We start from the raw sequence: 18,753 nt of genomic DNA on the forward strand, positions 1-18,753 counted from the left end.
CCCATGCACCAGTACGTCGTCGTCGACGCCTTCTCCGCCCGCCCCCTGAGCGGCAACCCGCTGGCCGTCGTCCTGGCGGGCGACGACCTGACCGCCGAGCAGATGCAACGGATCGCCCGGGAGATGAACCTCTCGGAGACCACGTTCGTGCTGCACCCCCGCGGCCTTGACTGTGACGCCCGGGTACGGATCTTCACCCCCGTCAACGAACTCCCCTTCGCCGGACACCCGCTCCTGGGCACCGCCGTGGCCCTGGCCAGCCGTACCGGGACGGACCGGCTGCGGCTGGAGACCGACGCGGGCGTCATTCCCTTCACCCTGGAACACGTCGGCGAACGGGTGACCCGGGCGAGCATGCGCCAACCGGTGCCCTGGTGGAAGCCGTTCGACCGCACCGACGAACTGCTCGACGCGCTGCACATCGGCGCGTCGGCCCTCCCCGTCGAGATCTACGTGAACGGCCCGCGGCACGTCCTCGTCGGACTCGACAGCGTGGCGGCCCTGTCGCAGCTCAGCCCCGATCACCGCGCCCTGTCGTCCTTCTCCGACCTGGCGGTCAACTGCTACGCCGGCAGCGGGAGCACCTGGCGCAACCGCATGTTCTCGCCCTCCTACGGGGTGGTGGAGGACGCGGCCACCGGGTCCGCTGCCGGCCCCATCGCCATCCACCTCGCACGGCAGGGCCTCAGCCCTTACGGGCAGGTCACCCGCATCACCCAGGGCGTCGAGATCGGCCGCCCCTCGCTCATGGAGGCACTGGTGCAGGGGCAGGGCGACCAGGTCGAGTCCGTCGAGGTCAGCGGCCACGGAGTGATCACCGCCGAGGGGGTGCTCCATGTCTGACCCCGACCTGTCACCCAAGGTCCCAGAGTGCTCGGACGAAGCGGGCAGCCGTCCGTACACAACACGGTCGGAGTCGCTCACCGGGACCCAAGAGGTGCCCTTTCCCGAGTACCTCGCGCCACCGGTCGAACCGATGGGCCTGCTGGCCGCCTGGCTCGAACGCAGTGTGTCCCTCGGTGTTCGAGAGCCGCGCGCGCTGTCGTTGGCCACCGCCGACGCCCGGGGCCGCACCTCGTCCCGCGTCGTCGTCCTCGGCTCGGTGACCGAGGACGGCATCGGCTTCGTCACCCACGCCGACAGCCAAAAGGGGCGGGAGCTGGCCGAGAACCCCTGGGCGTCGGGCGTCCTGTACTGGCGGGAGACCAGCCAGCAGATCACGCTCGCCGGCCCGGTGCACCGGCTGCCGCACTCCGATGCCCGGGCCCTGTGGGAGGCACGGCCCGTCTTCACCCACGCGATGAGCACGGCGTCCCGGCAGAGCCGGCCGTTGGAGAGCCCCGCCGACGTGGCCGAACTACGCGCCAGAGCAGGTGTCTTAGGCGCGTCACGGCGGGCGCTTGCGTGTCCTGAGACGTTCGCCGCCTACCGGCTCGCCCCCGCCGTCGTGGAGTTCTGGGCCAACGGCACCGACCGGCTGCACGAGCGGCTGCGCTACGAGCGCACGGCCGACGGCTGGAGGGCCGACCGGCTCCAGCCGTGAAGCCCTCGCACACGCAGCGCCCCGAGGCGTACGAGCCCTCCCGGCCTTCCGGGAGGGCTCGTACTCAGCCGGCGGGTACCGCCTCGATCACCGAGGCGTGCGAGGAGGTGTCCGACACCCCGACGACCGTGAACCCCGATGCCGCCAGCAGCGCCTCGTACTCCTCACGCGTGCGGCCCCGCCCGTTGAGGACCGTCATCATCAACACGTCCCCGGTCTTGCCCGCGTGGGGCTCGTTGCCCGGCGGGATCAGCGCGTTGACGACCAGCAGGCGGCCGTGCGCGGGCACGGCCGCGCGGCACGTCCGCAGGATGCGCACGCACTCGTCGTCCCGCCAACTGGCCAGTACGTGCTTGAGGAGATAGACGTCGGCGCCGGACGGCACGGAGGCGAAGAAGTCACCGGCCACGGCGGTCCACCGGCCGGCCAGCTCGGGCAGGTCGAGCTCGTGTCCGGCGACCACGGATTCCAGGTCGACGAGGGTCCCCGTCATGTGGGGGTTGCGCAGCAGCACCGTACGCAGCAGGCCGCCGCGCCCGCCGCCGACGTCCACGGCGCTCCTGCACCCGGAGAAGTCGAAGGCATCGACCACCTTGTTGCTGAGCACCTGCGAGAAGGCGGCCATGCTGGAGTTGAACGCCCTGGCGAGTTGCGGGTCGGCGGCGACGTGGTCGTAGAAGGGGACACCTCGGATGGACTCGAACGCGTTGGTGCCGGTGCGCACCGCCTCGTGCAGTTGAGCCGCTGACTGCCAGAACACCGGCTCACCGCGGACCAGGACGTAGTCCCGCAGCGACTGTTCGGCGTCCGTGCGCAGCAGTCGCGCGGACGGCGTCAGGTGGAACCGGCCCTGCTCGTCCTCCCGGAACACCCCTTTGGTGGCGAGCAGCCTGAGGACCCGGTAGAGGTACGAGTCGTCCACGCCCGCTGCCGCGGCGAGCTCCCCGGCCGTGCGCGGACCGCCCGTCAGGTGGTCGGCCATGCGGAAGCGGGCGGCGGTGTTCAGGGCGGCCGAGTAGAGATAGCCCAGCGAGAGTTCGAGCAGCTCGTCCGTGGCCTCTGCCGCCGCGGCGGCGGAGCCGGAGTCGTGCCCGACGTCCGCGCCGTGCGGGGTGTCGTCCGCGCGCCCCGGGGCCGCGGTCTCACGGAGGGTGCCTGCCATGGGTGATCTCCCCTTTCGCCGATTTCTCTGACCTGCGCCGGTCATGGGTCAGCGGGTGACCCGGAACCGGCGCCCGCAGTCTGACGGGGGTCCCTCGGGGGCCGTTCGAGGGTGAGGCCAGCACCGCGGTGTCGATGCCGACCGCGACGGCAGGGGGGCGCTCTCGATCGATCCTCAATTCGGCGTCAAACGGCGGCGGTCATGATCCCCGTGCCCATGTCCGTGCCACCGCAGTCACGGCCGCACGCCGCACGTCCACACCTTTGCGCTTCCACACCTTTGCGTTTCCGCTCTTCCACACTTCCGCGCTTCCACGTGAACCCTGCCGGGGGGATTCCATGTCAGACGCAACACCGCAGGCTTTCAGCGCTGACGTCGCACTGCGCCGAAAGAACCGAGCCACCGTTGAGAAGTACCTGGCGGACACCAAGGGGGAGGCCCGGCTCCGCCGGCACGAACTCTTCGTCGAGAACGGCAGCGGTGGCCTGTGGACGAACGACACCGGGGCGCCCATCGTCATCCAGGGCCGGGACCGGCTGGGCGAGCACGGGGTGTGGTCACTCGCGTGCTTCCCCGACTGGGAGTGGTACAACATCCGGATCTTCGAGACGCAGGATCCGAATTTCTTCTGGGTGGAGTGCGACGGCCACGGGCAGATCAAGTTCCCGGGCTATGCGGACGGCTTCTACGAGAACCACTTCCTGCACTCGTTCGAACTCGACGACGGAAAGATCGTACGCAACCGCGAGTTCATGAATCCGCTGGAGCAGATGCGGGCGCTCGGCATTCCCGTCCCCGAGGTCAAGCGGGCGGGGATCCCCACCTGAAAGAGGGCGGCCCGCGATCGCCGGTTCCCTTCCCCTTCCCCTTCCCCAGCAGTTCCTTGGCCGTTCTTGGCCGTTCCTCCCGGACCAACAGCCTCCTTAAGGACACATCATGGTCACCAGACGACGTCTGCTCGGAGCAGGGCTCGCCACCGCTGCCGTCAGTTCGACGGGGGCCGCGCTGATCCCCGTGGTCACCCACAAGGGACCGACCGACACGGCCGCCAAGGCCGCCGCACCCCCGCCCATCGTGCCGTTCCAGACGGCCATGCCGCTGATACCCGTGGCGCAGCCGACGTCCACCACCGGCGGGGTGGACCGGTACGACATCAGCGTGATCACCGCCACGAAGCAGATACTGCCGGGCCTGAACACCCAACTGCTCACCTACGGCGGGCAGTTCCCCGGTGCCACGATCAAGGCGCGGAAGAACCGCCCCGTCGTCATCCACCAGCACAACGGCCTCACCGTACCCGTAGCGCGCCATCTGCACGGCGCGTCGGTGGAGCCGTACAGCGACGGCGGCCCCATGGACATCATCGCGCCCAACAACACCCGGGTGTACACCTATCCCAACCAGCAGCCGCACGCCTCGCTCTGGTACCACGACCACGCCCACCACCTGGAGTCGGAGAACGTCTACCGCGGGCTCCAGGGCAGCTACCTCATCGGCGACGACGTCGAGGACGCCCTGCCGCTGCCCAAGGACGCGTACGACGTGGTGGTCCAACTTCGGGACGCGCGCTTCGACTCCGCGGGCCAACTCGTCTACACGATGGGCGACCGCACCAGGACCACCGTGCTGGCCAACGGGGTGCCCTACCCGTACTTCGAGGTCGCCGCCCGCAAGTACCGCTTCCGCCTCGCCAACACCTCCAACCAGCGCTTCTTCACCCTCCGCCTCTCCGGCAACGCCAGCATGATCCAGATCGGTTCGGACGGCGGCCTCCTGCCCGCCCCGCACACCACGCGGTCCCTCTTCATCACCTCCGGCGAGCGGGCCGACGTCGTCATCGACTTCTCGGCCTTCCCGATCGGCTCCCAGGTCTTCCTGGAGAGCGTCGCCGGCAACGGCACGGCCGAACAGGTCCTGCGCTTCGACGTGACCCGTACCGCCAGCGACCCCAGCTCCGTCCCCAACGTGCTGCGCACCCTTCCGCCCCTGCCCACGCCCACCGCCCACCGCACCATCGTGATGCGGATGGACGAGGACGGCAGGCCCAACCCCCAGGCGTACTTGGACGACAAGGTCTACGACCACAACCGCATCGACCAACACGTCCGCTTCGGCGCCAGCGAGATCTGGACGGTCACCAACGCCAACACGAGGGCCCCGCACAACTTCCACATGCACCTCGTCCAGTTCCGGGTGATCGAGCGGAACGGGGTGGCCCCGGGGCCGGCCGAGGCGGGGCTGAAGGACACCGTGGCGCTGATGCCGGGCGAGACCGTGAAGCTCCAGGCGACCTTCGACACCTACGCGGGGGAGTTCGTGTACCACTGCCACATGCTCGACCATTCCGCGATGGGCATGATGGCCACGATGAAGATCGCCTGAGCGCCGGCGCGTCCGAGCCGCGGGGGCAGTACGGAGAGAATGGGGCGGGCGACACCGACGCGGTGGGGCCCGCCCCACGCCCGTACCGGCGAGAGGGAGGGCCGCGGCCATCGAGGCCGGGCGAAAGCAGATGAAGCGGTCTGCACCTGATCGACACCGCCAAGCGCCGTCGGGGCGATACCGTCAAACCCGTTCTGCTGCACGGCAACTGACTCCCCACGCTTCAGGAGTACGTCATGGGCACCGTCGCCCCACCGCACACGCTCCACGGCTCCGGGCCGCACAACATCCTCGCACTGCACGGCTGGTTCTCCGACCGCAGCAGTTACCTGCCGCTCTTCCCGTACGTGGACACCGACCGCTTCACCTGGGCGGCGATGGACCAGCGCGGCTACGGCGAGGCCCGTGAGGTGCCCGGCCCGTACACCACCGAACGAATCGCCCGCGACGCCCTCGCCCTCGCCGACCACCTGGGCTGGACCACCTTCTCCCTGATCGGACACTCCATGGGCGGCAAGGCTGCCCAACACGCCCTCGCCCTCGCCCCGGACCGAGTACGGGCACTGGTCGGCATCTCCCCCGTCCCCGCCTCGGGCGCCGGACTCGACGACGCCACCCAGCAGTTCTTCTCCTCCGCCGCCGACGACCCTGCCGTCCGGCGCGCGATCATCAACACCACCACCGGCGACCGACTGCCGGGCCCCTGGCTGGACCACATGGTGCGCCAGTCCCTCGCCAACTCCACCCGCGACGCCTTCGCCGCGTACTTCCCCGACTGGTCCGGAACGGACCTGACCCAGCTCGTCCAGGGCAACTCCGTACCCGCCCTCGCCATCGCCGGGGCCCACGACCCTGCCCTCTCCCCCGACGCCATGCGCGCCACCTGGCTCCAGCACTACCCCCACGCCACCCTCACCGTGCTCCCCGACGCCGGGCACTACGCCATCGACGAGACCCCGCTCGCCCTCCTCGCCCACATCGAGACCTTCCTCGCCCCGCTCACCGACGCGGTGGGCGACTGAGCCGGAGGACGCGCCCGGCACCGGCCGGCACCGTCACTACCGGGAGTGGGAGCCGGGTCGGCCTCCCTGGCCGGCGGCCCGGGTGACCGCGGCCGGGAGGCCCTCGCGGACCGAGGTGATCAGGGCCAGGCTCGCATCGCGCGCGGCGGCGCTGCCCTCGACGGGTGCGCTGCCCGCGCGCTGGCCCAGAACGACGCCGATGACGAGCCGGGGGGTGCCGGCGACCTCCTGGGTGGCGGCCCAGACGAGGTTGCCGCCCGCCGGGGTGGAGGAGCCGGTCTTCAGCCCGACGACGCCGTCCCGGCCCAGCAGCTTGTTGGTGTTGGTGAGCCGTACACCGCCGGGCGGCGTCACGGCGGGCGTGGCGACGATCTCGCGGAAGGCCGGGTCCTTCATGGCGGCGCGGGCCAGTTTCATCTGGTCGTCGGCGGTGCTGCGGGTGTCGGACTCGATGCCGCTCACCCCGGTGTAGGTGGTGCGGTCCATCCCGAGTGCGGCTGCGGTCCGGTTCATCTTGGCGACGAACGCCTCCTGGCCGCCCGCGTCCCAGCGGGCCAGCAGCCGGGCCACGTTGTTGGCGGAGGACACCATCATGATCTCCAGCAGTTCACGCTGGGTGTAGGAGCGTCCGGCCAGGACGGGGGCGGCCGATTCGACGGAGGAGAACGCCTCGTCGGCCGCCTGCTGGTCGGCGACGATGCTCGCGCCGGCCCCGCCGGCCTTCATCGGGTGGTCCTTGAGGATCACGTGGGCGGTCATCACCTTGGTGACGCTGGCGATCGGGACGGGGGTCTGCCTGCCCTTGGTGCCGAGGCTGCCGATGCCCTCGACGGCCACGCTGGCCTGGCCCTCGTCCGGCCAGGCCAGGTCCATGGACACGGCGGCGTCGGAGTCGGGAGACCCTTCGTCGGCGGCGGGCCGGGAGCACGCTCCGGCGAGCAGCGCGCCGACGACGAGGAGGACGAGGACGAGGTACGGACGGCGGGCGATGAGCGCGGCGGGCCGGGCTCCGGGGCCCGGTCGGGTGTGGCTGCGTACGGCGGACATGAAGGACACCTCCGGTGGTTCCGGGTGCGGGCAGGCACCCGGAACCACCTTCGGGAAGTCGTTCTTCGGTACCGGCCCGGCGCCGGTTCCACCGCCGCGTAGCTGCGTTGCCGTTTGGTTTCATGCCGCGCCGACGCTCGTGCGGTCGGGCGGGGCACACGGGACTAACCCGGTTACGAGCTACAGGTCGAGGGTGGCGACGGCGCCGCCGTCCGGGGCGTTCGCGAAGGCCAGTCGGGCACCGAGGACCCCGGCCTGCCCCTGGGCGACGGTCAGCCCGAGCCCGTGCCCGCTCCCCCGTTCGCTCGCGCCGGTGCGGAACCGCTGCGGGCCCTCGTCGAGCAGCGCGGCGGGGAAGCCGGGGCCGTGGTCGCGGACCGTGATCCGGTTCCCGTTGACGGTGATCCGGACGGGCTCGGCGCCGTGCCGCTGGGCGTTGGCGACGAGGTTCACCACGATCCGTTCCACCCGGCGCGGATCGGTCTCCACCAGGACGTCGTCGCCGTCCGGGACCGTGACCGCGACCCCGGGGCCCGCGTCCAGGCGCCGTACGACATCGGTGACGAACTCGCCGAGCGGCACGGCGTCGCGATCGGCCCGTTCGATGCCCGCGTCGAGGCGGGAGATCTCCAGCAGGTCCTCGACCAGGGCGTTCAGCGCCCGCACCCGGTCCCGGAGCAGGAGGGCCACCTCGTCGTCGTCGGGCAGCAGTCCGGCGGTGGTGACCAGGCCCATCAGCGGGGTGCGCAGTTCGTGCGCGACGTCGGCGGTGAACCGCCGCTCGTTCTCCAGTCTGCGCTGGAGCGCCGCGGCCATCTCGTCGACCGCGGCCGACATCTCCGTGACCTCGTCGCGGGCGCGTCCGGGGCTGCCGATCCTGGCGTCGAGGTCACCGTCGGCGATCGCCCGGGCGGTACGGGCGCCGTGGCCGAGGCGTCGGGCGATCGGCTCCGTGGCCAGCGCGGCGAGCGGGACGACGACGGCGAGGGCGGCGAGGACTGAGGTGACGGTGGAGCGGTCCTGGAGCTGGAGGCTGCGCACCTCGAAGGACATGTCGGTCCTGGTGATCAGGAATCTGCCGTCGTCGATGGCGGTCGCCGCCCACATCCAGTGCACATCGGGCTCTTCGACCTGGTACCAGAGGCCGACGTCCCCGCCCCGGCCGCGCTGTTCGGCCAGGTCGCGCAGGAGGGGCGCGGGCATCTCCGCCGGGGTGCGGAGATCGATGCCCGCCGATCGTCTCCCCAGCCGTTCGTACTGCTGCGTCGCCGTCTCCAGCTGGGTGGTGGCGCGTTCGCGTCCCACCCTGTGCATGCGGTCCCGGTTGGCGTCCCGGACCAGGAGGGCGATCATGACGGCGACGGCACAGCATGCGAGGGCGGTCAGCGCGGCGATCTTCCAGCGCAGGGCGCGGGGGTTGAAGAGGCCCACGGCGATCAGCCGCGGACGAGTTTGTAGCCGAAGCCGCGGACGGTCTCGATCCGGCCGCTGCCGATCTTCTTCCGCAGCCGCAGGACGCAGAGGTCCACGACACGGGTGTCGCCCTCCCAGCCGTAGTCCCAGACGTCGCGCAGCAGCTTGCGGCGGTCGAGGACCACACCGGGGGTGGCGGCGAACTCCAGCAGCAGGCGCAGTTCGGTGGGCGTCAGGGGGACGAGTTCGCCGGCCAGGCGCACCTCCATGCCCAGGGTGTCGACGCTGAGGTCGCCGAAGACCAGGTGTCCGGCGCCGTCGCGCCCCGCGGAGCGGACGGGCGGGGCGGACGGCCCGGGCGGGCGGAAGGTGGCGCGGCGCAGCAGGGCGCGGATGCGGGCGACCATGACCGCGGTGTCGACGGGCTTCACCACGTAGTCGTCGGCGCCCGCCTCCAGACCGGCGACCACGTCGAGGGCGTCGCCGCGGGCCGACATCATCAGCACGGGTACCTGGCTCTGCTCGCGGATCCGGCAGCACAGGCCGATGCCGTCGAGTTCGGGCAGCATGACGTCGAGGATCAGCAGATCGTGGCCGCCGTCCCGGAACGCCTCAAGGCCGCCGAGGCCGTCGGCGGCCACCGTGACCTGGTATCCGTAGCGCTCCAGGGCGAGCTGGACGGAGCGCCGGATGGCGTCGTCGTCCTCGACGAGAAGGACCTTGAGGGGGTCCGGGACCCGTGGTTCCGACACACCGCTCACCTGGCCGCCTTCGTTCATCCGACCCTCGTATCGTAAACAGTCGCCCGACCGGCCCCGGCCCCGGCCCCGGGAACGATGGTCACAGCTTCAGGGACGCGGCGACGGGCAGATGGTCGCTGCCGGTGGCGGGCAGGGTCCGGGACGAGCGCGGGGTGATCCCCTTCACGTGGATGTCGTCGATCCGGACCACGGGGAAGGCGGCGGGCCAGGTGAATCCGAAGCCGTCGCCGGCCTCTCGCTGGACCGAGCGGAGTCCCGAGAAGACGGGGGCGAGCGCCGCGTCCCGGGACGTGCCGTTGAAGTCGCCCATCAGCACGATCCTGGGCAGGGGCTCGGAGCGGAGCGCTGCGGCCAGGACCCGGGCGGCCTCGTTGCGGCGCTCGGTGGTGAAGCCGGCGGCGGGATGGACCCGTACCGAGGCGAGATGGGCGACGTAGAGCGCGACGGGTCCCCGCGGGGTGTCGGCCGTGGCCCGCACCGCGCGGGTCCACGGCATGATCGGCACCGTCGCCACGTCCTTGAGCGGATAGCGGCTCCACAGGCCGACGCCGCCGCGTACCGCGTGGTGCGGGTAGGCACCGTTCAGCGCACGTTCGTACACCTCCACGGAGTCCGTGGGCAGCTCCTCCAGCGCCAGTACGTGTGCGTCCAACGCCGCCAGGGCGCGCGCGGTACCCGCCGGGTCCGGGTTGCCCTCGTCCACGTTGTGGCTCACCACGGTCAGATCGGCGCCGCCCGCGCTCTTGTCGGTGAGGGTGCCGCCGAAGAGCACCGCCCAGACCGCGGCGGGCACGAGGGCCGTGACGGCCGCGAGTCGGGAGCGGCGTACGGCGGCCAGCCCGAGCAGTACGGGTACGGCGATCCCCGTCCAGGGCAGCAGCGTCTGGAAGAGGCTGCCGAGGTTGCCGAACCCGTTGGGGATCAGGCCGTGCAGCGCCATCAGCCCCGCCCAGAACAGCCCGACGGCGGCGAGCACCCGCCCGCGGGGCCGGATGGTGGCGCCCCGCTGCTCCGGCGCCGGGTCGGTAGCGGGTTCAAGGGCGGTCGGAGCGCTCGGCACGTGCGGTGTCTCCCCATCTGGTGTCCACCCGGGATCGGGTACGCCCCCAGCCTCGGAGAGATGGACTTCTGCCTGGTCAACGGCGTGCTTCAGCGGTCGCGCGGCTCTGTATCAACCGGGTATCGGCCACATGCGCCCGCCGGGGGCTTCCGGGACGAGCCCCGGGCTCCTGACCTCGGGCCAGCATCTGACGGGCGTTCAGCCACACCGTGTCGCGGTTGCGTAGGTGATGCCGAAACCGAAGGACGACCGATGTCGCATCCGTGCCTGGCGGCTACACAGGCCGCCCACAGTGGGAGGGTCCGCGGACGCCGTGGGCTCCGTGCCTTCGCTTCGCACGGAGGTTTCCTCCGATCCGGAGTTCGTACGCCAGATCACCCCGGAGAACACCGCTCGCGACATCGACCGGGTCCGGGCCGCCGGCGCGGAGAAGTTCAACTTCTACGCGTCCACCTTCGGCACCGCCGTCGAAATGACCTACCGTTCCCTGTTCGACCACCGCACGACACGCATGTGGCTGGACTCGCCCGTGCCTCCGACGCGCCACATGCCCACGGTGGACGGCGACTTGGAGGCGAACGACACCAAGGACACCGCGCCGTTCGTCAACTGACTGGCCCAGCGCGACGCCGAGCACCGCTGGGGCAACGACGAGTCCACCGTCCGTCCGCTTCGGCTCCCAGATCGTCTCCGCTGACGTTCCGGTCGCCCCACTGGTCCAGGCGTTCGGTCACCGACCCCGGGGCGAAGGGGGCCGTTCAGGAGACGGTCCGGGCGCTGGGGAACGATCCGCAGGTCGCGCGGGTCACCGATCCGTACGCGACCGGTTCGGTGAGCGGGGACGGCTCCACCGCCTACGCTCAGGTCTCCTACGAGGTGCCCTCGTCGCAACTGGGGGAAGGCACACGCGCCGCGCTCCTGGAGACGGTCGAGCAGGCGGGTTCGCAGGAGTTGACGGTCGAGGTGGGCGGCAACGCCGTCACCGCGGTGGCCGGCGGGCATTCCTCGGAGGCCCTGGGGCTCGCCGTGGCGGCGGTGGTGCTCGTGATCACCCTCGGCTCGCTGCTCGCAGCCGGCTCCCCCTGTTCTGGACTCGACCCGCCCCGTGACCCCGACCGGCCCAGGCGGCGGAAGACCCGCCACCGCTCCCGCCGTCGCCGACGAGGCCCGGATACGACAGGTCGTCACCAACCTCATCGGCAACGCCGTGGCCCACACGCCTCCCGGCACCTGATCCGCGTCGGCGTCGGTACCGTCGACGACCGGGCCGTACTCGAAGTCGCCGACGAGGGCCCCGGCCTCGCCCCCGCCGAACGCGACCGCGTCTTCGAGCGCTTCTACCGCACCGACGACTCCCGCACCCGCACCACCGGCGGCTCCGGCTCCGGCCTCGGCCTCGCCCACGCCCACGCCCACCACGGCCGACTCTCCCTCACCACCGCCCCCGGCCAGCGCTGCACCTCCCGCATCGAACTCCCGTTCCCCCATGCGTCACATCGGGCAGGCGCGAACGGAAGGGCGTGAGGCGGGCCGCCGAACCGCGCGTCTCACCGGCGCAGGTGTGCGGGAGGGCGGTCCTCAGGTCGTCGACGGTGCCCAACTTGTAGAAGCGGAACGAAAAGCCGCAGAAGAAGCACGAACAACCGCCGACTTCGCATCAGCACTCAGACGATTCTCCCTGGCCGAAGAAGAAGTTCCACTCACCCAAGCAGCCATCAAAGAAGCCGAGGAAGGCGTTCTCGAAGAAACACTTACGTACGTCTTCGGCTTCCTCGCCTTCCCGGGGTCCCTCGCTTGGACGCATACGGTCATGTACTTGTTAGGAGCACGATCTGCGTCCTGTTCGGCGCGATCATCGGCGGAATCCCCGCAGGCGGATGGCAACGAGCCACACGCCTCATCGAACTCATCGGCAGCATCTAACACGGCACTTCCATGCTGGGCGGACAAGGATGGCGCCGGGCCGTCGCCGCGGGCACCATCTCGCCGGCCGGCATGCGGCCTGGTCACAGGTGCGCTTGCAGGAACTCCCCGAGCGCAGTCCTGGTCATCGGACCGCTCGTGGCCGCGATCGCCTCGCCCCGGTCGATCAGCACGAGGGAGGGCGCGCCGGTGACAACGTACCGCCGTACGGGGCCGGGGCACCTCGCGATGTCGGCCCGCACGACGATCAGCCGGCCCTGGTGGGCGTCGGCCACCTCGCTGACCAGGGGATCCATTTCCTTGCATGCTGCCGCGGCCTTGGGCCACACCCCGTGGAAGTACGCGAGCACCGGAACGTCCGCCCTCGCCAGGATGAACTCGAACTCGGCTTCCTCCCGGGGTTGATGGACCCTGTTCGCCATCGGCACTCCTCGACGCTCCACTCGATGCGAGGCAGCGGATGCCTCATGGTGTTTCCGACCGCGGCTGCGCGCACCGCCCGTCAGTGGGCCCTGCGCACTCGGCCGGCCTTGCGGGCCTCCGCCATCATGCGGGCCTCCGCGGCCTTCCGGGATTCCTTCGGGGGGCGGCCCGCGCGGGTGCCCAGACCCAAGAACGCCGCGTTCCCGCTCTTCGTCCTGTCCTGCACCGGCGGGCGCTTCGCGCCGGTGATGCTGGTCAGCCGCTCCTCGCCGGAGCGAACCTGGGTGACCGTGGGCCGGATGCCGGCGTCCGACATCATCCGGTTCACGTCCCGGCGCTGGCCGGGCGTGACCAGCGTGACCACCCTGCCGGACTCCCCGGCGCGCGCGGTGCGCCCGCCGCGGTGGAGGTAGTCCTTGGGGTCGGAGGGCGGATCCACGTTGACGACGAGGTCCAGGTGCTCGACGTGGATGCCACGGGCAGCGACGTTGGTGGCCACCAGCACCGTGATCCTGCCGTCCTTGAACTGGGCCAGCGTGTGCGTGCGCTGCGGCTGTGACTTCCCGCTGTGCAGAGCACCCGCCTGTACGCCGCTGCTCCGCAGGTGGCGGGTGAACTGGTCCACACCGTGCTTGGTGTCCAGGAACATCAGCACCCGCCCGTCCCGGGCCGCGATCTCGGTGGCCGTCGCGTACTTGTCGGCGGGATGGACGTTCAGTACGTGGTGCTCCATCGTCGCGACCGAGCACTCCGCCCGATCGACCGTGGCGAGCACCGGCTCGCTCAGGTAGTGCCTGACCAGTTGGTCGACGTTGCGGTCGAGCGTCGCGGAGAACAGCATCCGCTGCCCGCCGGGGGGCATCCGGTCCAGGGTCTCCGAGACCTGCGGCAGGAATCCCATGTCGCACATCTGGTCAGCCTCGTCCAGAACCGCGATCCGCACCCGGTCCAGGTGGCAGTCCCGCCGGGCGACGAGATCGGTCAGCCGTCCCGGCGTCGCCACCACGACCTCGACGCCCTCCCGGAGCAACGCCGTCTGCCGGCTGATCGCCAGCCCGCCCACCACGGTCGCCGAGCGTAGCCCGAGCGCCTTCGCGTAGGGCGCCAGTGCCTCGCTCACCTGCTGCGCGAGTTCCCTCGTCGGCACCAGGACCAGCGCGAGGGGGCGTTTCGGTTCGGCGCGCCGGCCCGCCGTACGTGTGAGGAGGGCCAGCCCGAAGGCGAGGGTCTTTCCCGATCCGGTGCGCGCGCGGCCGAGGACGTCCCGGCCGGCCAGGGCGCTCGGCAGGGTGGCCGCCTGGATCGGGAACGGCTCCCGCACCCCGAGCTCCGCCAGCACCTCCATCAGCTCGACCGGCAGTTCCAGCGCCGCGAAGGACCCGGCCGGCGGGAGACCGGGCGCCGCTGCCCCCGGCACCGAGAGCTCGCCCCGCGGGGCCCTCCCCTGGTCAGACCTGCCTGGTCCGGAGCGGCCGGAGGCGGACTGCTTCGCCTTCATGGGGTCCTTCCTCGTTTCGGCGCCCCTGAACGGACCGGGGCCCGTACCTTGTCCGGCACGGGCCCAGGATGACTGTGAGCGTGACCTCGACCTTACCAGCGCGGGCCTCGCACCGGCTGCTCCACGGCCCGGCGCCCGGCGCCGGACCCGCTGTCGAACCCGTCGGCCGGCACGCCGTCCCCGACACGACAGCCGCTCCCAGGATGGTTTTGATCAGCCGAGAAGGCTCAACCGAACCTGCCGGTTGACGTTGTCCACGTTCGTGTCCGCCAAGCTCCGTTGAGTCAACCGTCAGCCTACGGGTCGGCGCGGTCGGCTCCATCGGTCGCGCATCGCGCCGTCTGACCGGGCCGGCCACGGCTCAGCTCGCCGGGCGTCGTGCGCCGGACGACGCACCGAGGACGTACGACCGCAGGCGCCGTCGACGCGTTCCCTGGCAGACGGCTCCCCTGCTCGGCGCACACCGGCCACGGCACATGCAAGGCAGGCGCGCCGTGCCACCGGTCGAGGGGGCTTGCGGCGTCCGCGTCAGCCGACGGCGCAGCACACGACTCGTCGGCGACGAGCGGCGGTGACGCGCGGGTGCCGACGCCTTGGTCCAGGAGGGAAAGGAAGGCGAGGTGTGCCTCGGGCAGCGGAGCGGGGTCGGGTGAGGGATGCGGTACGCATCGTCCTCGCCGCCGCGCTGCCGGACCGCGGGAGCGCCGGGGCGTCAGGGTCCGAGTAGCACGGCCGTGCCCAGTTCGGCGAGTCGGCCTTGTACGTCCGGCCATGGCTCCTGCCGACTTGCACGGGCCACGAAGTGGATCATCGCGTAGGTGGCCTGCACGGCGGCTCTCAACTCGGTCGCGTCCCGGCCCGGTGTGGCCGCGTCCAATGCCTGGAGCCACATGTCGAGGTAAGCGGCCTGGAACCGGCGTAGCGCGATGCGTTCCTTGTCTGGCAGTTGATCGCGTTCAGCCGTCAGGATGCCGATCAGGTGCAGATTCTCCACAGCGACCGAAATATAGGAGCGGAGCAGCAGATCGAGTGCGCCGCGCGGGTCGCCGCCGAGGGCCAGCGCGCGTTCCGCACCGGCGCGCAGGCACTCGCCGCCACGATTGGTCGCGGCGACCAGGAGATCGGTCTTGCCGGGGAAGTGACGGTAGACCCCCGAGGCGACTATCCCCGTGGCCTCGCCGATATCGGCCATGGTCACGGTCTGGTAGCCGCGTTCGTCGAACAGCCGGATCGCCTCGTTGAGCAGTTGGTCCCTGCGCGGGACCCTCAGCCCGGGAACAGGCGGCGACGGCGGGCCGACCGGTACGGCCGGTGAGTCGGGTCCCGGGACCGAGGAGAACTCGCAGGAGGCGACGGCGGAGGCCAACCGGAGAATCAACTGCTCATGACGGCGCCTGGAGAGGCGGAGCCGTCGCTTCAGGGGGCTGCCGAGCACTCCCAGCGCCGCCCGGGCCGTCAGCTCCCCGTCGGCTTCGGTGAGGTCCGGGCGGGCGGCCCGCAGGAGCAGTGCGAGGTCGGCGACCACCTTGACCTCACGCGCGCGAACGGCCTCGCGCTGGGTGTCGTCCAAATAGCGCGACTGACGCTCCCAGACGGCCAGTAGCCGCTCGGGGGAGGCGACCAGAGTGGCCAGCGACCGTAGCGCCTCGTCCAGGTCCCCGGCCTCTCGGATCGGTGTGTCCACCACATCGAGGCTGTCGAGGATGGTGTGGAAGAGCAGATCCTGCTTGCTGCGGTAGTGGTGGTACAACGCGGAGGGCGTGAAGCCCAGAGCATCGGCCACGTCGGTCACCGAGACGTTGTGGTAGCCGTGCTCCCGGAACAACTCGGCGGCGGTGGCACGGATGAGCACCTTCCGATTGGGCGGTCTGCGTGCCAACGCATCTGTTCCTTCCGAACTACCAACGGAGCAGCGTCAGCGTACCCCTCCGCGCCCTCAGAGCGCAGTCGACAGGGGCAGAATCTGTGAACGGGTTTTTACTTAGACACGTCTAGATACCTTCTTTCAGCCCCTTGCTGATTGTGTACACGCGATGCACCATTCAGACCGTGAGCTTCCGAACGAAGCTCACGGGCGGGACATCGGCACCGCCCTCGGCCCCGGCACGCCCCGGGGTCGTGCTTCGAGGGTCGGTCGGCTCGTCGTCACACAGGAGGCAGCCATGCTGGTGACCGGCCCAGGGCCCCCGCGGGGAACGGTCCGATCCTCGGCGCCGGACGTCTGGAGCGCGATCCGCCCGGCGGCCGGCGGCGATGTGGTCCTGTCACCGTCGCCGCGACGCGGACCGACCCGGGCGCTGCCGGTGGTCGACCGGACCGGTCCACAAGTCCGCCCGGTCGTACACGGTACGAGCGCCGACTGAATGGGGAGGGTTCGGCTTTTCACCCGCGAACGGAAGCGGGTGGTGACACGTTTCCATTCGGCGCACCCGTGAACCGCCGAGCCTGATCGAAGCCTTTGTCCGTCTGCACGCGGCGGCTCTCACCCGCCCGGAAGCGCCGCCGGGCCACCAGGATCGGATGACCCGCGCACCGATAGGGAGACAGCAACCCGCCTCTCGGTCTACGGCACCTTCCGGGGGCCGGACGTGCCCCGCGGCCGTGGGAACCCAACGGTGAACGCGGTGGACGTGTGCCGCCTACCACGCGCCACGCGCCCCGCCATGCTCCTGGGCCGTCGACGCGTTCCGTCTCCGCCCGCGTACGCCGATTTCCTCGGTGCGGCCTCCTGTACCTGCCTTCCGCCCTGCCCGCAAACCGCCATATCGGGAGACCCGTATGCCCGTCGGTCAGCAGTCGCCACCCTCCGATACCACCCCCCGCCCCGATGCCAGTCCCTCCAGCACCCGCTCGCGAGGCAGGGCGTGGATCGTTCTCGCCCTGCTCTTCTGTCTGGTGCTCATCAACTTCGCGGACAAGGTCATCGTGGGCCTGTCCGGAGTGGAGATGAAGAGCGAGCTGGGCCTGGACGACGCCCAGTTCGGCATTATCCAGAGCAGCTTCTTCTGGCTCTTCGCCGTGGGCTCCATCCTCGGTGGCTGGCTCGGCGGGAAGATCAGGGCGCGCTGGTTGTTCGCCGGCATCGCCACCCTCTGGGCGATCAGCCTCGCCCCGATGGCCGCGCAGGTCGGCTTCACCACCATCGTCGCCTGCCGGGTCCTGCTCGGCTTCGCCGAGGGCCCCACGACCGCGCTCGCGATGCAGGTCGCGCACTCTTGGTTCCCGGCGCACAAGCGTGCCGTGCCCAGTTCGATCGTGGTCGCGGGCGCGGGCGTGGGGCCCCTGATCGCTGCGCCAGTGCTCACCTGGGTGATCACCGAGTACTCCTGGCACGCCGCCTTCGGCGTCCTGGCCGCTTTCGGCATGGTGATCGTCGTTGTCTGGCTCCTCCTGGGTGACTCCGGCCCCGAGGGGGAACCCGGCACGGGGTCCGGCGACGGCGCCGTCCACCAGCCCACCCTCCCGGACCGGGTGCCGTTGGGACGGCTGTTCGGCACCAAGACCCTGATCGGGATGATGCTGCTCTTCTTCGTCGCCTACGCGTGTACATCAGTCAAGGTCAGCTGGTTGCCGCTCTACCTTGAGGAGGGCCTCGGCTATGACGACACAACGGCCGGCAATCTCGTGGCCCTGCCCTATCTGGGCAGCGCACTCGCGATAATTTCGGTGGGGCTGCTCTCCCGGTCGATGACGAAACGCGGTATGAGCAACCGGGTCACACGGGGAATTCTCCCCTCCGCGATGGTGATCGCCTCGGGCTTGTGCACCATGGCGTTCTCGGCCCTGGAACGTGGCCACTGGCAGATGGCACTCCTGATCCTAAGTTCCTGCCTCAACTCCGCCGGCTACGGTGCCGCCTTCGCCGGCCTCGCCGACGTCATACCGGCCAAACAGCGCAGTATGGCCTTCGGCATCCTCACCGCCGTCTACAGCCTCGGCGGAGTCATCGCCCCCGTGGTGATCGGGCGGCTCGTCGCGTCCGGCGAGACCGCGGCGGCGGGTTACGGCGACGGATTCATGCTTCTCGGCGCCGTGATGACCGTCGCCGCCACCGCGGCGCTCTTCCTCACCAGCCCTGACCGCGACGCCGCGAAGCTCGTCCGGATCGCGGCGAAGGACTGACCGAGGCGACAGGGGGCGGCCTGGGACGCCTTCCGGTAATCATGGGAACCCCGGCCACGTGGGCCGGGCCCGTTGGGAGCTGGAAGCCTCCGATGGGCCGGCCGGACTGTTCGCGGGTCGTGCTGTAGGTGCGAGCCGTCTCCAGGCAGGTCCGGGCCGCGCCGAGCGCGCCCCGGACGATGCCGTACCGGGCCTGGTTGAGGCAGGACAGGGGCCCGCGCAGACCTTGCGCCTGCGGAAGGACCGCGTCGGCGGGCAGGCGTACGTCGTCGGGGACCAGTTCGCTGGTGACGGAGGCGCGCAGGGCTCCCGGGTCCGAGCCGTGGTCGGGTTCGGTGAGGCCGAAGCAGCCGATGACCTCGCCCGCCGCCATCCTCGGCAGCCAGTGCTGTTTGTG

General features: G+C 70.8%; 16 protein-coding genes and 1 pseudogene. 8 read left to right on the top strand and 9 right to left on the bottom strand.

Going from position 1 to position 18,753, the window contains the following annotated elements; genetic code table 11:
• The first annotated feature begins 3 nt into the window (after nucleotides 1–3).
• Together ABZ842_RS30930 and phzG are read left to right on the top strand one after the other, a co-directional pair.
• On the top strand, nucleotides 4–843 hold the full coding sequence (locus tag ABZ842_RS30930) for a PhzF family phenazine biosynthesis isomerase (protein ID WP_361544117.1): 840 nt from the start codon (nucleotides 4–6) through the stop codon (nucleotides 841–843).
• Nucleotides 836–1,543: a phenazine biosynthesis FMN-dependent oxidase PhzG gene (gene phzG / locus ABZ842_RS30935; RefSeq protein WP_361544120.1), complete on the top strand. Its 708-nt coding sequence runs from the start codon at nucleotides 836–838 to the stop codon at nucleotides 1,541–1,543. The genes ABZ842_RS30930 and phzG overlap by 8 nt, the downstream gene beginning before the upstream one ends.
• Nucleotides 1,544–1,607: 64 nt before the next feature.
• Here the strand turns inward: phzG and ABZ842_RS30940 are convergent, their stop codons facing one another.
• The gene (locus ABZ842_RS30940; protein WP_361544123.1) at nucleotides 1,608–2,705 is read right to left on the bottom strand and encodes a methyltransferase; all 1,098 of its coding nucleotides are present in this window, start codon (nucleotides 2,703–2,705) and stop codon (nucleotides 1,608–1,610) included.
• Between the two features lie 338 nt (nucleotides 2,706–3,043).
• Between ABZ842_RS30940 and ABZ842_RS30945 the strand changes: the two genes are divergently transcribed.
• From ABZ842_RS30945 to ABZ842_RS30955, 3 genes are all read left to right on the top strand, one after another.
• Nucleotides 3,044–3,532, top strand: a complete 489-nt coding sequence (locus ABZ842_RS30945; protein ID WP_361544126.1) for a PhzA/PhzB family protein — start codon at nucleotides 3,044–3,046, stop codon at nucleotides 3,530–3,532.
• Between the two features lie 109 nt (nucleotides 3,533–3,641).
• On the top strand, nucleotides 3,642–5,087 hold the full coding sequence (locus ABZ842_RS30950) for a multicopper oxidase family protein (RefSeq protein ID WP_361544129.1): 1,446 nt from the start codon (nucleotides 3,642–3,644) through the stop codon (nucleotides 5,085–5,087).
• A 236-nt stretch (nucleotides 5,088–5,323) separates the two neighbouring features.
• Complete coding sequence (locus ABZ842_RS30955; protein ID WP_361544132.1) at nucleotides 5,324–6,109, top strand: alpha/beta hydrolase; 786 nt, start codon at nucleotides 5,324–5,326, stop codon at nucleotides 6,107–6,109.
• 36 nt (nucleotides 6,110–6,145) lie between these two features.
• Here the strand turns inward: ABZ842_RS30955 and ABZ842_RS30960 are convergent, their stop codons facing one another.
• The 4 genes from ABZ842_RS30960 to ABZ842_RS30975 form a co-directional block, all read right to left on the bottom strand.
• Entirely contained in the window at nucleotides 6,146–7,156 is a 1,011-nt protein-coding gene (locus tag ABZ842_RS30960) for a D-alanyl-D-alanine carboxypeptidase (protein WP_361544135.1), read from the bottom strand.
• A 180-nt stretch (nucleotides 7,157–7,336) separates the two neighbouring features.
• Nucleotides 7,337–8,587, bottom strand: coding sequence for a HAMP domain-containing sensor histidine kinase (locus ABZ842_RS30965; RefSeq protein WP_361544138.1), 1,251 nt, complete (start codon nucleotides 8,585–8,587; stop codon nucleotides 7,337–7,339).
• 5 nt (nucleotides 8,588–8,592) lie between these two features.
• The gene (gene cseB / locus ABZ842_RS30970) at nucleotides 8,593–9,348 is read right to left on the bottom strand and encodes a two-component system response regulator CseB (RefSeq protein WP_361544141.1); all 756 of its coding nucleotides are present in this window, start codon (nucleotides 9,346–9,348) and stop codon (nucleotides 8,593–8,595) included.
• A 61-nt stretch (nucleotides 9,349–9,409) separates the two neighbouring features.
• The gene (locus ABZ842_RS30975; RefSeq protein ID WP_361544144.1) at nucleotides 9,410–10,390 is read right to left on the bottom strand and encodes an endonuclease/exonuclease/phosphatase family protein; all 981 of its coding nucleotides are present in this window, start codon (nucleotides 10,388–10,390) and stop codon (nucleotides 9,410–9,412) included.
• A 322-nt stretch (nucleotides 10,391–10,712) separates the two neighbouring features.
• Here ABZ842_RS30975 and ABZ842_RS30980 point away from each other — a divergent pair, with 322 nt between their 5' ends.
• Together ABZ842_RS30980 and ABZ842_RS30985 are read left to right on the top strand one after the other, a co-directional pair.
• Nucleotides 10,713–11,003, top strand: a complete 291-nt coding sequence (locus ABZ842_RS30980; protein ID WP_361544147.1) for a hypothetical protein — start codon at nucleotides 10,713–10,715, stop codon at nucleotides 11,001–11,003.
• Entirely contained in the window at nucleotides 10,904–11,914 is a 1,011-nt protein-coding gene (locus ABZ842_RS30985; protein ID WP_361544150.1) for an ATP-binding protein, read from the top strand. Before ABZ842_RS30980 ends, ABZ842_RS30985 begins: the two co-directional genes overlap by 100 nt.
• 482 nt (nucleotides 11,915–12,396) lie before the next feature.
• Here ABZ842_RS30985 and ABZ842_RS30990 read toward each other — a convergent pair whose 3' ends face one another.
• The 3 genes from ABZ842_RS30990 to ABZ842_RS31000 all read right to left on the bottom strand — a co-directional run bounded on the left by ABZ842_RS30990 (nucleotide 12,397) and on the right by ABZ842_RS31000 (nucleotide 16,113).
• Nucleotides 12,397–12,735, bottom strand: coding sequence for a thioredoxin domain-containing protein (locus ABZ842_RS30990; RefSeq protein ID WP_361544153.1), 339 nt, complete (start codon nucleotides 12,733–12,735; stop codon nucleotides 12,397–12,399).
• An 80-nt stretch (nucleotides 12,736–12,815) separates the two neighbouring features.
• Nucleotides 12,816–14,234, bottom strand: a complete 1,419-nt coding sequence (locus ABZ842_RS30995; RefSeq protein WP_361544156.1) for a DEAD/DEAH box helicase — start codon at nucleotides 14,232–14,234, stop codon at nucleotides 12,816–12,818.
• A 712-nt stretch (nucleotides 14,235–14,946) separates the two neighbouring features.
• Nucleotides 14,947–16,113 (bottom strand): TetR/AcrR family transcriptional regulator, encoded by a 1,167-nt coding sequence (locus ABZ842_RS31000; RefSeq protein ID WP_361544159.1) that lies wholly within the window; start codon nucleotides 16,111–16,113, stop codon nucleotides 14,947–14,949.
• An 899-nt stretch (nucleotides 16,114–17,012) separates the two neighbouring features.
• On the opposite strand from ABZ842_RS31000, the gene ABZ842_RS31005 reads away from it, so the two are divergent.
• A complete protein-coding gene (locus tag ABZ842_RS31005) occupies nucleotides 17,013–18,356 on the top strand; it encodes an MFS transporter (RefSeq protein WP_361544162.1) in 1,344 nt (447 codons plus the stop codon).
• Between the two features lie 76 nt (nucleotides 18,357–18,432).
• Here ABZ842_RS31005 and ABZ842_RS31010 read toward each other — a convergent pair.
• Nucleotides 18,433–18,753: pseudogene (locus tag ABZ842_RS31010) on the bottom strand (acyl-CoA dehydrogenase family protein); the annotation flags it as partial.

It is taken from the genome of Streptomyces sp. NPDC047315 (assembly GCF_040643215.1).
Classification (GTDB): Bacteria; Actinomycetota; Actinomycetes; order Streptomycetales; family Streptomycetaceae; genus Streptomyces.

Coding starts and splice junctions, on each gene's coding strand:
- ABZ842_RS30930 (WP_361544117.1), top strand. CDS start 4: ATGCACCAGTACGTCGTCGTCGACGCCTTCTCCGCCCGCCCCCTGAGC.
- phzG (WP_361544120.1), top strand. CDS start 836: ATGTCTGACCCCGACCTGTCACCCAAGGTCCCAGAGTGCTCGGACGAA.
- ABZ842_RS30940 (WP_361544123.1), bottom strand. CDS start 2,705: ATGGCAGGCACCCTCCGTGAGACCGCGGCCCCGGGGCGCGCGGACGAC.
- ABZ842_RS30945 (WP_361544126.1), top strand. CDS start 3,044: ATGTCAGACGCAACACCGCAGGCTTTCAGCGCTGACGTCGCACTGCGC.
- ABZ842_RS30950 (WP_361544129.1), top strand. CDS start 3,642: ATGGTCACCAGACGACGTCTGCTCGGAGCAGGGCTCGCCACCGCTGCC.
- ABZ842_RS30955 (WP_361544132.1), top strand. CDS start 5,324: ATGGGCACCGTCGCCCCACCGCACACGCTCCACGGCTCCGGGCCGCAC.
- ABZ842_RS30960 (WP_361544135.1), bottom strand. CDS start 7,156: ATGTCCGCCGTACGCAGCCACACCCGACCGGGCCCCGGAGCCCGGCCC.
- cseB (WP_361544141.1), bottom strand. CDS start 9,348: ATGAACGAAGGCGGCCAGGTGAGCGGTGTGTCGGAACCACGGGTCCCG.
- ABZ842_RS30990 (WP_361544153.1), bottom strand. CDS start 12,735: ATGGCGAACAGGGTCCATCAACCCCGGGAGGAAGCCGAGTTCGAGTTC.
- ABZ842_RS30995 (WP_361544156.1), bottom strand. CDS start 14,234: ATGAAGGCGAAGCAGTCCGCCTCCGGCCGCTCCGGACCAGGCAGGTCT.
- ABZ842_RS31005 (WP_361544162.1), top strand. CDS start 17,013: ATGCCCGTCGGTCAGCAGTCGCCACCCTCCGATACCACCCCCCGCCCC.